The following is a 13,198-nucleotide window of genomic DNA, read 5'->3' on the forward strand; positions in this document are numbered from 1 at the left end:
GGCCTCCTTACGCTGCAGATTGCATGGGTGTGGCACGGCCCGCGCGGAAGTATTCCTGCGCTGCGGACACACCGCTGCCCAACTCGATCGGATAGTCCAGATCGGCCATGGCCATTTCGATCGTGGCCAGACCGGACAGAACCATCACGTCCGTCAGGCTGCCCAGATGGCCGATGCGGAAGGCCTTGCCGTTCATCTCGCCCAGACCAATGCCAAAGCTGACGCCATAGGCGTTGAAGGCGTGATCCGTCAGGGCATTGCTGTCGAACCCGTCGGGTACATAGATCGCGCTGACGGTGTCCGAGTAGAGATCCGGCGACTGCGCCACCAGCTCCAACCCCCAGGCCGAGGTGGCCTTGCGCACGCCTTCGGCGAGACGGAAGTGGCGGGCATAGACATTGTCCAAGCCTTCCTCGAACAGCATCTTCAGGCTCTCACCCATGCCATAGATCAGCTGCAGCGGCGGGGTATAGGGAAAGCCGCCCGATGCGTTGGCGTTCATCATGTCGCGGAAGTCAAAGAAGGTGCGCGGCAGTTGTGCCGTCTCCATTGCCGCCAGCGCCTTGGGGCTGACGCACAGGATCGCCATGCCGGTCGCCAGCATGAAGCCCTTCTGCGAGCCCGAGACCGCGATATCAACGCCCCAGTCATCGAACTCGAACGGCATCGAGGCCAGCGAGCTGACGCAATCCACAAACAGCATCGCCGGGTGAGCACTGGCATCCATCGCCTTGCGCACCGCCGCAATATCCGAACGTACGCCGGTGGCCGTCTCATTATGGGTGACCAGAACCGCCTTGATCTCATGGGCCTTGTCGGCTGCCAGAGCCTCGGCAAACTTGTCTGCCGGCGCACCGCTGCCCCACGCGCATTCGATGATCCGAACATCCAGCCCGTGACGCTGACACAGGTCGATCCAGCGATGGCTGAACATGCCATAGCGCGCCACCAGAACCGTATCACCGGGGCTGAGTGTGTTGGTGATCGACGCTTCCCATCCGCCCGTCCCGCTGGCCGGGAAGGTGATGATCTGACCCGCGCTGGAGCCAAACACCCGCTTGGTGTCTTCAAGCACGGGCGCAAATGTCTCAACAAAATCCGGCGCGCGGTGGTCCTGCGTCTGAACCTGCATCGCCAAACGCAAGCGATCCGGGATGTTGGTCGGGCCGGGAATGAAAACTGGGTTCTGTGTGGACATATGAAAATCCTCCGGTTTGGTAAAATTATCTTACCAAGACGCGCGCTTTGCAATTTTCTCGAAAAAGTTTTTCACTATACGGAAAAATACCATAACGTATTGAAAGAAATGAAAGAGACAGTTTTTCAATATTGGCGAAAGAAAATGCCGATTTTGAAAAAAACGCTCCGACGCCTAAAATCAAGGTCCTAACCACACAGGAAAAACCGGTGCAGAATCACAAAAAACCGCGTGGACGGCCCAAATCAATCTTCAAGGAAAGCTCGGCCGGGACATTGCAATCCCTCGACCGCGCGTTGGAAACACTGACAACGCTCGCAGCCCTGGAACGCTCTACGCTCAGCGACCTCAGTCGGGAAACCGGCGTTCCAACGGCGACGACGCATCGCATACTGACGACGCTGTCCAACCGTGGCTATGTCAGCTTCGACGAACAACGCCAGGAATGGATGGTCGGTATCGAGGCCTATCGAACAGGCGCCTCCTACCTCAATCGCAACAGTGTGGTTGAAATCGGCCGGCCCATCCTGCGCAGGCTCATGCGCGATACCGGTGAGACCGCGAACATGGCCATGCCTGACGGAAGCCACGTCGTGTTCGTCAGCCAGGTCGAAACCGGAAATCCAATTCGCGCTTTCTTTCCTCCGGGCGCGCGGACGCCCATGTACGCGTCCGGGACCGGAAAGGCATTGCTGGCCGAAATGAGCACGAATGCGGTTCAAGCTCTGCTGTCAGATGTCGCTTACGAAGCCTTTACTGACCGCACTCATCGATCAACCATATCGTTGTTAGAGGATCTGACGCTGGTCCGGCAACGCGGCTGGTCCTTTGATGATGAAGAGCGCTATGCAGGCATGTCATGCACAGGTGCCGCTATCCTGAACCAGTTCGGCATTCCTTGTGCTGGTATTTCAGTCTCGGGCCCAACAGCAAGGATCAACAAAGCCAACGTCGCCTATTTCGGCGAAATGGTCCTGGATGCAGCACGGGAAATAACTATCGCAATCGGAGGGTCGCCACGCTGAAGGCTGCTCAAGTTGGATTTACGGCTGTTATTGTTTGGTCAGCGACCAAAATCGAATGGGTAACGCAACCGCCGCGACGACCAAACCGATCGTATACCCTATCCAAACACCCATGGCACCATAATCAAAAACGAAGCCGAGGGCATAGCTTGCTGGCAGGGCAAGTGGCCAATACGCGGTCAGTGTGATGACAGTAGGCAAGTTCATGTCAGACATGCCCCTTAACGCACCAAGCGCAGTACCCTGAACACCATCGGCGACCTGCAATAGCGCGACGATAAAGAACAGAGTGACGGCAAGATCCACGACGGCAGGATCGTCGGACATGGATTCCGCCATCATTCGACCAGCGGTTATGAACACGATTGCTGCAATCGCCTGCCAGAGGGTCACCATGACAAACGAAGCTTTCAGGATTGGTCGCAGCCGTGAGGTGTCGCAAGCCCCCACTGCAAGGCCCACGCGGATGGAGGCCGCGCCAGCCATTCCAAGCGGGATCATGTAAGCCAATCCTGCCAGCGCGTTGACAATCTGATGTGCCGCAAGGGCTTCGGCACCAAGCCACCCCATCATCAGACCAACCACGGCGTATGCGCCGCCTTCGCCTGCATAACCAAGACAAAGCGGCAGGGCGTCTTTGGCCTGCGCCCAAACATCGGCCCAGACAACCTGAACCCGTTGACGAGACGCAGCCAATCCCGGGGCCCGTTTAAGAACAACAAGAGCAGCAATCAGAGACACGCATTGTGAAAGAATACTGGCCAGACCTGCGCCTAGAATTCCGAGGTCCAGAATATGGATCAGGGTGTAGTTGGCCGGCACGTTGATGAGCACGCCGAGATAGGACAGGCCCACTGCCGTCCAGGGCCGTCCCACCGCATCGAAAAGTGCCTTGAGGCCAAAGAACAAGGTGAATGGGATGATCCAGACCGCCATTGACATCCAATAGGGCAAAAGGATCTCAAGAACTTCCGTTGGTTGACCCAAAAGACCTAAAAGAGGGTAAAGAGCCATCATGAGAAGGGCCGCAAGCCCGCCGCCCAGCAAGCAAAGCAAAAGCCCGCCACGCAAAGCGAGGGCGACCTTTTTAGGGTCCCGAGCCCCCTCTGCCTGACTGATCTGAACTGAAAGCGCTGTAACAACGCCCCAAAGGGCAGAGATCAGAATGATCAAAACCGCAGTAGTCACTCCAGCTGCCGCCAAAGGCACAGTTCCAAGGGGTGAGATCATCGCGGTATCGACCACACCGATCAAAAGCGCTGCGGCAAGTCCCACCATCAAAGGGACGGCAAGCTTGATCAGCGGTAACAACTCGGCGCGCGTTTGCGCCTGGGAAACAAAGATTTGGTCTGTCATGATTCAAACACCGGACTCGGTCCGGCCTCAAAGTCGCAAGATTGAGCGTTTTTGCTCTGGATGATTTGGGGCGTTCAGCCTAGCGACGGATGAATCATGAATTTGGTCCTTTTCTGGACGGAGTGTTTCACTTGGTTCTATGGAATAAGCTGAACCGCGTCCAGAGGGTTGAAGTCTGGTATCCTAACGCGTTGACTGAATTTCCACTCGTTCACATCGGCCAAGAGCAGGGCACCCGCACAAGAGAGTTTTCCTGGGAGGAGTGGGGCAATCTTTGTTTGAGTTGTCGATATCCAACGCGTCGAGCGGACATGTCGTAGCCGAGCATGCTGCCATTGACGCGGTTTAAACCAGTGAAAGCATCGCCTTGGTCGTTCTGGTCAATGCGGAATGTCTGCTGCGCGCGGTATTTTTGAACTGCATCAACGGAACAACTGTCTTCTAGGGTTAAACGTGCCGGGTTCGGTCCTGGTCTGGAATGATCGAAAAGGACAAATCAGTTTAGAAATTCGAATGCTGGTTGAGAGTGAACGCGACAAAAACTTGGCGCAGAATTGATAGTTTTTTCGAAAAACTTTGCTCAATCCTGCCTGCGCGACGTGCTTTTTAGTGATGAGACCCTCACCAATGCAAAATACTGTGCCACAGCGCCCGGACACGATGGTTTTGGATGACAACTGGAGTGATCTACGTCAGTTCCGCGAACTGCCAGACATCGATTTGGAGCGGCTTCTTGAGTACCGAACAGGTCGGATTCGGGAACAGATGAAGCTGCAGGACGTGGCGGCGCTGGTCATCGTGAACCCGCTTAGTATGCAATACGCCGCGAATTACGATTCCTATCAGCTGTATCAGTCGCGAGTACCCACAACCTATCTTTTCATGGCGCAGGACGGACCGACCATTGTGTTCGGAGGTTATGGTAACAGTCCACTGATAGACCGAGAAGAACCGGCGGACTTTATCGCGTTTTTTGATGCGGGCCCTAACCTGGCGGACAATGCACGCAGGTTGGCTGATCGTCTGCGCGGTTACCTCGAAGAAACCGGCTCTGACAGTCGGCGCGTTGCGATTGAATATGTGAACCCGTCTGTCACCCAGGCTTGCTTGCAGCGCGGTCTTGAGGTGGTTGACGGCGTGACACTGACTGAAAGCGCCCGATTGATAAAATCTCCTGACGAGATTGAATGTATCAAGTGGTCAGTGGCGGTGGCAGAGCTGGGAATGGCGAAGATGAAGGAGGCTTTGCGTCCTGGCGTGACCGAAACCCAGCTTTGGGGCATTTTGAATTACACAAATCTGGCAAACCAGGGCGGATGGCATGACGGGCGGATGCTGTGTTCTGGCCCGCGCACCAACCCTTGGCTGCAAGAGGCGACCCAGCGGGTGATTGAATCCGGGGATCTGGTTGGATTTGACACCGATATGGTTGGTCCGATGGGCTACTTCTGTGACGTCTCGCGCACGTTCCATTGCGGATCTGCCAAGCCCACCGCCCGGCAGAAGGAAATCTATCAGATTGCCTATGACGAGGTTCAGCACAATATGGCGCTCTTGCGTCCCGGGATAACCTTTCACGAATTGCAAAAGCAGTCGTTTGAAATCCCGGAACCCTTTCAGAAACAAGCCTACCCCTGCATCTACCACGGGGTGGGTATGTGTGACGAATACCCGAAGATCATTCCCTATCACTCGGGACTGAACCCGTATGACGGCGTGGTCGAGGCTGGCATGGTGCTGACTGTTGAAAGCTACGTAGGGGCCGTGGGCGAGCGTGATGGGGTCAAGCTGGAAGAACAGGTACTCATAACCGACAATGGTTTTGAGCTGCTTTCCAGTTATCCTTTCGAGGAAGAGTTGCTCGATTAAACCATATCTGTATTGGTGTAGAAGGCGTCGCGAAGGGAGACGTGAGAGGTGGAAAAACGTCTTCGACCAACTGCATTGAAATTGGCGCGTAGATGTGTTGGCTTCCGGTAAAATCAAGCGGCGTGCACCGCGTAAGCACAAAACGCAGAACCGATCAGAGGACCCAATCCGTCAGCTGTGATGAACTTCAGTCCTTTGAAGAAAGTTTAGTTTGGATGACGAACTGCGTGACCGGATCAATGTCTTCCATGTGAAGCAATTTGCCGAGCTGGGCGTCCAAGCGTGTCTCATCCCAATTGCGCATGGCAATTGCAATCTCCATGGCCGTTAGGTTGTCCCGGGCAAGTTCGCGAGAGAAGATTGGAATGATCTGATCCCTTAGGCCAGGCGACACAGTACCAGAATCTGTCAAAGCGCGAATGAGGGATTCTTTGTGGTCTTGTTTGACGTTTGCGGCCTGCAAAGCCGAGCCAATGGCGTCTACTGCTGTTGGCCCATCTATGGCTATGCCAGCCAGCGCCCAATCATACGCATAGCCAGAGCTTCGAAGAATAGACCCGGGGTATCGAGACCGAACAATGCGTTTGGCCTTTTCATCGTTGGGCTGCAAACCCAATAGTCGGATCGCAACCGGAACGAAGCTCAACCGACCGAGGCTGTCAAACTCACGCAACAGATTGTCTGCGGCGACCGTATTTCGCAATATCTGGATGCTGCTGTACGGCACCCGGTCGATTTCTATCAGGGCGGTGTCTCTTAACACCTGATCCTTGTGTGAAAGGTATCGTGCAAAAAACGCAACGCGCGCGCCGGATGCGGACTTTCCACCCGGCCAAAGATTTTTCTCCGCCCAAAGGGCATTCAAAAATTCTTCACGCTCTGGGGTCAGATTGAAAATCCGCGTCCATTTGCGTGAAACGCCGCGCCCTGCGCCATCCTTGGTAACGGTTCCGAACGTCATCAGGACCGTCATCGAGGGATTTGCGCGGAAGGCGGCGCGTGTCCTGCTATCTACAAGGAAAGGGATGTCAGGAGTTCTTTCAAGGTCGGTCTGTGCCCCTTTTATCTGTCGCTTTGGCACGAATTTGAACGGATTACCCGGCGCGGGTGCGGCCAGAACGACGACGTCGGCGGTAATCAAATGATCCGCCAGAGAAGCCTCAGGCAAGGTGACGCAAACTTGGCAGGCCAACGCTGAACGAGACCCGAAAAAACCAAAACAAAAGAGTGAAAGAATGATGATGGCCCGCAAAAAGGGCGCGGGTTTCCGTCCCAAAGTTTGACTGTGGCTATTGGGATGACCTACACGCATCAACTTACTCCTCGACCACTTTCCGCAAACCGTCCAGATAAATCAATAAAGTTCGCCTTTAATCTGAAAGTGTCAGTACTTCATTCGCCATTTCCCCAAAATAGACAGAGATCTGCGACAGGGCGATTTTGGACAGATTAGCAGGGTCCTGTTGTCTCGCATCTAAAGAATTTGCGAGTGCGGTACCCTGTAAAGCGCCTCGCCGTCCATCCAATCGCAAAAACGCTGCGGCGCTGTGTTTTCGGGTGTTTCGTTGCGGTCGGTCGTTTTCTCAATCCTACTCAAGTGTGAGGTGCGCACTGAATTGGCGGATGGCAGAGGTTTCGGATCGAGCGTGCGGCATTACGCAAACGTAGTCCTTTTTCATTTTCAGGGCATGCTGCGAAGGCGTCACGAGCAATCCGGATGCGAGATCGGTTTTTGCCAAAACGGATGGAACCAGGGCGATGCCAGCTCCTCTTTTTGCGGCAGAGATGGCAAGCGTCAGATCGTTGATCGTTAAACCTGCATGGGAAAACTGCGTCGCATCAGATCCGGCCTGCTGTCTCCAATCCGACCAGAGTGGTTCGCTGGCATAACTGGGGCCCCATTTGTTGTGAATGAGCTTGCTGTCGGGGATATGTGACAAGGATTCATCCATGTTCGGATATGCCTCTTGGAACGAAGGGGCGCAGACCGGTATCGCAACATCCCAAAACAGGCTTGCTTCCCGGTATCCTGGATAGAGTGTCGAGCCATAGGTCAGGCGAACGTCGATGGCTTCACGTTCAAAATCGATTGGGTCTTCCTGCACGCGGATATCCAGCGGTATTCCGGTTTCTTCGGAAAATGTGACTGCCTTGGGTAGAAACCAAAGCTCTGCCAATGCCGGTAGCACGCTGATCACCAGTTGTCGGGGACGTGTCGCGTTTTGCACAATTCGGGCCGCGTCAGACATTTCCTCAAAAGCGCGGGCAAGTTTGGGGTACATCATTTCGCCTGCATCCGTCAGTGAAATCCGATTGCCCTTTCTGACAAACAGTCTTTTGCCCAGGTGATCCTCGAGCGTTTTGATCTGCAGGCTGACGGCGGCCGAACTGACGCCCAGTTCTTTCCCGGCCAACACGAAGCTGCCGCATCGTGCGGCGGCTTCGAAGGCCCGTAACGCTGTCAGAGGCGGAAGGGAGTCACTATAGCCCATAGTAAATCTTATGATACCCAATAATTTTTCTGGTTGTCTTAGTCATAGATTGAATTTCAATGCTGTAAAGGAGGACGCCATGAATCATCTGCTTGATCTTGAAACTTACCCGTTGGATCGGCCTGACAGTCCAGAATACGCGAAGTTGGTAGAAAAGTGCCGGGCAGATCTGGCTTCTGATGGCATGTTTAATCTGCCGGGGTTTTTCAGAGCCGGGGTTGCGCAGCAGGCGGCAGACAAGGCGAAACCCGCTATGGAAACGGCCTCATTCCGGCATGCGCGCAAACACAACGTCTACTTCAAGGACGAAATGCCCGGTATCGATGACAATCACCCCGCGATGATCAAATCGCAGACGGTCAATCACACGCTCTGTGCCGATCAGCTAGAGGGTAACCCCGTGATCGAAGTGTATGAATGGCAGCCCTTCGCGGACTTTCTGGCCGAAACTATGGGCAAGGAACGGCTTTATCAAATGGACGACCCGATGGCCCGAGTAAACGTGCAGGCGACGCGGGATGGCGAAGGGTTGAACTGGCATTTCGACCGCTCAGAATTTACCACCACGATCCTGCTGCAGGCGCCGGAGGTGGGTGGTGAGCTTGAGTATCGCAAGGATCTGCGCACACCGGATGACCAGAACTATGAAGGCGTGGCCGCTGTTCTGGCTGGCAAGGATCCGGAAATCAAACGGATCATGCCTGCGCCGGGTGCGCTGAACGTTTTTCGCGGGGTGAACACACCGCACCGCGTGGTGCCGGTAAAAGGCGACACGGAACGCGTGATCGCGATTTTTTCCTTCTACGAGACACCAGGCGTCGCTTTCTCGGCTGAGGAACAAATCGGTTTTTATGGTCGATCCGTGTCATGACGCGGGCGCGCAACGCCTTCAAAGATGACCGCAAGCTGACACATTTGAACAGCGACGGGGCGGACAAGCCGCTGATCAGCCCGGTATCACAAACCACGTTGGACAAGGCCCGCGCCTATCGGTTGACACGGTTGCGCGAACAAATGGCAGAGCATGATGTGGCAGGCTTGTTGCTTTATGACCCGATCAACATTCGGTATGCGTTCGACAGCTCGAATATGCAGGTATGGACCAGCCACAATCCGGTCCGGTATGCGATGATCCTGGCAGGTGGTCCTGCGATCCTGTGGGAGTTCAAAGGCTGCGAACATTTGAACGAAGGCCTGCCGGGGATAGACGAAATCCGAACTGCTGTGTCGTGGATGTTTATGACCAAGGGCGACAAAGCCTCCGCCGGGGTCGAAACCTGGGCCGATGAAATAGCCGATGTGCTCGGTCAGCATGGGGGTGGCAACAAGCGCTTTGCGGCAGATAAGCTGGACGGCCCAGGATTGCACGCGCTGCAGGAGCGAGGGTTAACCTATGTCGAAGGGGCCGAATTGACGGAACGCGCCCGGTCGATCAAATCCCCAGAGGAAATCGAGTTGATGCGCTGGACCATTCGGGTCTGCGAAGCCGGAATGGCGCGCATATATGATCATTCAGTGCCGGGCGTGACCGAGCGCGAGCTTTGGGGTCATCTGCATTTTGAAAACGCGCGTTCGGGCGGTGATTGGCTCGAAACCAAGCTTTTGACCTGTGGCCCGAATACCAACCCTTGGTACAAGGAGTGTTCGGATAGGGTTTGCCAACCGGGGGAAATGATCTCGTTCGATACGGATATGGTCGGTCCTTATGGCTATTGCGCGGACCTCAGCCGCAGCTGGACTTGCGGGTACACGCCCATGACGGATACGCAGCGGCGGATCTATGCGACGGCTTTAGAGCAGATCAACCATAACCTTGACGTGCTGAAGCCGGGTGTGAGCTATGCTGAGTTTAACGAAAAAAGCTGGCGTATCCCGGATCGGCATGTCGATTATCGGTATTCGCTTGCTGTGCATGGCGTGGGCATGGCGGATGAATGGCCCGTCATCCCTTTGCACATAGATTTCGATGAGACGGCCATGTCTGGATTTATTGAACCGGGGATGGTCGTTTGTGTCGAAAGCCTTGTGGGCGAAAACGGGTCGGAAAGCGTGAAACTGGAAACGCAAGTTCTGGTGACCGAAACAGGGATTGAGCGGCTCGACAGTTTCCCTTGGGAAAGTGTCTAGGCGCGTTCCCAATCCAAACCAGGACGGGCTTGGATTAACGTTTGAAATGGCCTTGCCTGCAGCCTTGGATTGGCCATTGTGGCGAAATGAGCGAACCAAACCTGAGAATCGACGGAGCGACGCTGCTTCCAGAGCAGGGTTTGATCAGTGGCGCAGATCTGTTGAACGCTGGCAAAAAAATGGTGTCGGACTGGAAAGTCGGTACAAGCGCGTTTCAGGCGTCGACCGGCTATAGGAACGAAATTGACTATAAAAAGGCGATGATCCAATCCGGGCAGGTGATGCAGCACGCACATCTGGGGTTTCGCGATTTGTCACATAGCGTCGATGCCACCCAAAGGGTTTACGACAGTTGCCTCAGACGCGGTGCGCGGGTTGATCGGTTCGGCATGTGCCTGGATTGGTCGATGGGATTTCCAAGACATCAACGAACGGAAAACACGCGCGGGACCGGGGTTATTTTGAATGACGCAGAGGCCTTTGCACGTCTGACACAGGCCAGCCCAGCGGCAATGCACTTTGGTGACTTCATGCTAGGTTTTCCGGCAGCCCTTGAAAACACGTGCGCGGCGCTGGCGGCCGGGGCCACGACGATCGGCAATCTGGGGCAATATTTCACGTTTCGTTTGCCGGAATACGATAATGACGTAGAAACCACACAAGCGACGGTTCAGGCGCTTGGTCTGATTGCCGCTCAGCCGGTGCCGGTATTGGTGCACTCCAATCTGGACGACGGGTATGCTGCGGTTTTCGAGGATCTGACGTCGGTTCTGGGTCAGGCGTTGCTTGAAAAACACATTGTGACGGGGCTGATCGGTGCGCCTTATGCAGTGTGTTACGGCCACCATTTCACTGAACCTTTGACGCGGATGGCCTTTCAACGCGCTTTGGCACAGATCAGTGATGGAGTGCCGGGATCGCAGATTTACGGTGCAACGGTGCTGTACAAAGGCACACATGCAGAAAACTATGCGGGGCTGTCCTCATATCTTTTGCCCGACATTGTGGCCCAGCGGCTGAGCCCAAGCGGGCACGCTTTGAATCCGGTTCCGGTGAGTGAGAATGAACGCATCCCCGACGTGACCGAGATCTGTGACGCGCAATGTCATCTGCGCAGATTGACCGAGTTGGCAGAGGGGTATCTGCCGCTGTTTGACACGGCCGAGATTGACCGGATCAGCGACACGCTCTTGCGAGAAGGTCATCGTTTTGCAGATCGGGTTCTTGCGGGATTGTCGCAAGGTGGCATCGACACTAACGATCCGTTCCAGATGCTGTTGGCTCTGCGCCGTATCGGTGGGCGTGCCTTGGAACGGACCTTTGGCGGAGGCGCGCAAAGGCCTGATGCACCGCGGCGCAGAATTCCCATCGTAAGTGCCACAACATATCGCGAACTAGAGGAAGAAGCCGCGCGCTTTCTGGCATCTGACGCGGGTCAGGCAATGACCCGTCTGGCTGAATCTCCCGCCCGCATTCTGACGGCTACCACCGATGTGCACGAACATGGAAAAATGCTTCTGGATCTGGTGTTCACCAAAGCAGGTTTTGATGTTGAAGATGGCGGCGTCTCCACCGACCCGGATGATGTAGTGGCATTGGTCAGGCAAAGCTCTGCCGACGCCATCGCACTAAGTACCTATAATGGCGTGGCGCTGCGCTATTCCAAATCCCTGCTGCACAAGCTGAAAGAAGCCGGGCTTGATGTGCCGGTTTTAATTGGTGGCCGGCTGAATGAGATACCGGAAGGCAGCAATACAAGCCTGCCAGTGGATGTCTCTGACCGATTGACCAAAATCGGTGTCATAGTCTGCGCTGATCTGGAGGCCGCCGCCGAAGCGCTGCGCTCTGTGCTGGCCAGCAGCAGGTCAGATCAGGCGTAATGATCACCGCGTTCCTCTCGGCGTCAGGCGCAACAACGACCAATAGGTAACACTCGTTAAGGATTGCCCTGTGGATATGTTTGCAAGGGTCCGCATATCCATTAGCCTGTGTACGAGGGCTGAACAGGAATAGCAGGCACATGGCCGATTATATCGTACATGCATTGGGTGCCAGCCAGGTTTCGATCACCGGGGGTGAAAGCCTGAGTGGCTTCAGCCAGGGTGATGGGTCCAACCTTGTCGGCGAGTTTATTACGATCGGCACTGGCCCATTGACCGATCTGAACGTGTCAGACGGTGGTTCAGACGTCAATTTTGACGACAACGACGGGAACCAGCGTTTAAACGGCGATCAGGTATTTGATGGCACCACCTATTCCGATGGAACGCGTATTGAGGCCGAATACGTCATTACGCTGCGCGACAACAGCACCGGTCAAACCTATCAGGTACTTGGTGTCAACATTGTTAGCTCGTCTCCTTCGTTCGGAACCACCGAAGGCGTGGCTTTTGTCGGCTCTTTCCCACCGCGCGGGGTACCGCTTGAGGTTATTTCGGCAGCAGAAGGCCCGGGATCTGGGGGCCGCCCGCCGATCAACGAAAACACACTTGTGCCGTGCTTTACCCGGTCCACGTGGATCGCAACGACAACCGGACCAAAGCAAATTGAACAGATCACATTGTCGGACCTTGTTCTAACGCGGGACAATGGCCCACAGCCGTTACGGTGGATCGGCAGGCGGCGTGTTGAAGAGGCAGAGCTTCGGACCAATTCCAAACTTTACCCGGTTCGAATTCTGGCCGGTTCGCTTGGAAATGGCTTTCCGCAGCGGGATTTGTTGGTGTCCCGGCAACACCGAATGCTGGTTTGCTCGACCATTGCCAGCCGCATGTTTGGTGTCTCAGAGGTTCTTGTTCCGGCAATCAAGTTGACAAGCCTTCCGGGGATTTACGTGGACACGTCGGTTCGGGAGGTCGAGTATTTCCATTTACTGTTTGATCGACACGAGATTGTCTTCGCGGAAGGCACGCCGTCCGAGAGTTTGTTTACCGGACCCGAAGCGCTGAAAGCGATCAGCGACGCGGCACGGGAAGAGATCACCGCGCTTTTCCCGGAACTGACGCAGACAGACGTGTTGCCAGAGCCTGCCGGGTTCATACCTACGGGCAAGCAACAGCGGAAACTGATAGACCGCCACCTGAAAAACGAAAAACCTCTCATGTCTGCGCCTGGAACAATCCTGTAGCTGC

Annotated in this window: 10 protein-coding genes; 6 read left to right on the forward strand and 4 right to left on the reverse strand. The window is 55.2% G+C overall.

Annotated features, from left to right (window positions below):
- Positions 1 to 7: 7 nt before the first annotated feature.
- Positions 8 to 1,198, reverse strand: coding sequence for an L-aspartate--glyoxylate aminotransferase BhcA (gene bhcA, locus GS636_RS13100; protein WP_171095245.1), 1,191 nt, complete (start codon positions 1,196 to 1,198; stop codon positions 8 to 10).
- A gap of 209 nt (positions 1,199 to 1,407) precedes the next feature.
- Between bhcA and GS636_RS13105 the strand changes: the two genes are divergently transcribed.
- Positions 1,408 to 2,223, forward strand: a complete 816-nt coding sequence (locus GS636_RS13105; protein ID WP_171669783.1) for an IclR family transcriptional regulator C-terminal domain-containing protein — start codon at positions 1,408 to 1,410, stop codon at positions 2,221 to 2,223.
- A 27-nt stretch (positions 2,224 to 2,250) separates the two neighbouring features.
- Here GS636_RS13105 and GS636_RS13110 read toward each other — a convergent pair whose 3' ends face one another.
- Positions 2,251 to 3,579 (reverse strand): MATE family efflux transporter, encoded by a 1,329-nt coding sequence (locus GS636_RS13110; RefSeq protein ID WP_171669784.1) that lies wholly within the window; start codon positions 3,577 to 3,579, stop codon positions 2,251 to 2,253.
- A gap of 627 nt (positions 3,580 to 4,206) precedes the next feature.
- On the opposite strand from GS636_RS13110, the gene GS636_RS13115 reads away from it, so the two are divergent.
- Complete coding sequence (locus GS636_RS13115) at positions 4,207 to 5,448, forward strand: Xaa-Pro peptidase family protein (RefSeq protein ID WP_171669785.1); 1,242 nt, start codon at positions 4,207 to 4,209, stop codon at positions 5,446 to 5,448.
- 187 nt (positions 5,449 to 5,635) lie between these two features.
- Here the strand turns inward: GS636_RS13115 and GS636_RS13120 are convergent, their stop codons facing one another.
- Entirely contained in the window at positions 5,636 to 6,589 is a 954-nt protein-coding gene (locus tag GS636_RS13120; RefSeq protein ID WP_171669786.1) for a hypothetical protein, read from the reverse strand.
- A 448-nt stretch (positions 6,590 to 7,037) separates the two neighbouring features.
- Positions 7,038 to 7,940: a LysR family transcriptional regulator gene (locus tag GS636_RS13125; RefSeq protein WP_171187615.1), complete on the reverse strand. Its 903-nt coding sequence runs from the start codon at positions 7,938 to 7,940 to the stop codon at positions 7,038 to 7,040.
- A 79-nt stretch (positions 7,941 to 8,019) separates the two neighbouring features.
- Between GS636_RS13125 and GS636_RS13130 the strand changes: the two genes are divergently transcribed.
- The 4 genes from GS636_RS13130 (at position 8,020) to GS636_RS13145 (ending at position 13,194) form a co-directional block, all read left to right on the forward strand.
- Positions 8,020 to 8,811: a 2OG-Fe(II) oxygenase gene (locus tag GS636_RS13130; RefSeq protein ID WP_171648043.1), complete on the forward strand. Its 792-nt coding sequence runs from the start codon at positions 8,020 to 8,022 to the stop codon at positions 8,809 to 8,811.
- On the forward strand, positions 8,808 to 10,067 hold the full coding sequence (locus GS636_RS13135) for a Xaa-Pro peptidase family protein (RefSeq protein ID WP_171669787.1): 1,260 nt from the start codon (positions 8,808 to 8,810) through the stop codon (positions 10,065 to 10,067). The genes GS636_RS13130 and GS636_RS13135 overlap by 4 nt, the downstream gene beginning before the upstream one ends.
- An 86-nt stretch (positions 10,068 to 10,153) precedes the next feature.
- Positions 10,154 to 11,947, forward strand: a complete 1,794-nt coding sequence (locus GS636_RS13140; protein WP_171669788.1) for a B12-binding domain-containing protein — start codon at positions 10,154 to 10,156, stop codon at positions 11,945 to 11,947.
- 140 nt (positions 11,948 to 12,087) lie between these two features.
- On the forward strand, positions 12,088 to 13,194 hold the full coding sequence (locus GS636_RS13145) for a Hint domain-containing protein (protein ID WP_171669789.1): 1,107 nt from the start codon (positions 12,088 to 12,090) through the stop codon (positions 13,192 to 13,194).
- Positions 13,195 to 13,198: the final 4 nt, after the last annotated feature.

The sequence above is a fragment of the Ruegeria sp. HKCCD4884 genome, assembly GCF_013110855.1.
Taxonomy (GTDB): Bacteria; Pseudomonadota; Alphaproteobacteria; order Rhodobacterales; family Rhodobacteraceae; genus Ruegeria.

What these genes read in the sequence shown, in the direction of transcription:
- GS636_RS13135 (WP_171669787.1), top strand. Translation starts at nt 8,808, where the DNA reads ATGACGCGGGCGCGCAACGCCTTCAAAGATGACCGCAAGCTGACACAT.
- bhcA (WP_171095245.1), bottom strand. Translation starts at nt 1,198, where the DNA reads ATGTCCACACAGAACCCAGTTTTCATTCCCGGCCCGACCAACATCCCG.
- GS636_RS13125 (WP_171187615.1), bottom strand. Translation starts at nt 7,940, where the DNA reads ATGGGCTATAGTGACTCCCTTCCGCCTCTGACAGCGTTACGGGCCTTC.
- GS636_RS13110 (WP_171669784.1), bottom strand. Translation starts at nt 3,579, where the DNA reads ATGACAGACCAAATCTTTGTTTCCCAGGCGCAAACGCGCGCCGAGTTG.
- GS636_RS13130 (WP_171648043.1), top strand. Translation starts at nt 8,020, where the DNA reads ATGAATCATCTGCTTGATCTTGAAACTTACCCGTTGGATCGGCCTGAC.
- GS636_RS13140 (WP_171669788.1), top strand. Translation starts at nt 10,154, where the DNA reads ATGAGCGAACCAAACCTGAGAATCGACGGAGCGACGCTGCTTCCAGAG.
- GS636_RS13145 (WP_171669789.1), top strand. Translation starts at nt 12,088, where the DNA reads ATGGCCGATTATATCGTACATGCATTGGGTGCCAGCCAGGTTTCGATC.
- GS636_RS13115 (WP_171669785.1), top strand. Translation starts at nt 4,207, where the DNA reads ATGCAAAATACTGTGCCACAGCGCCCGGACACGATGGTTTTGGATGAC.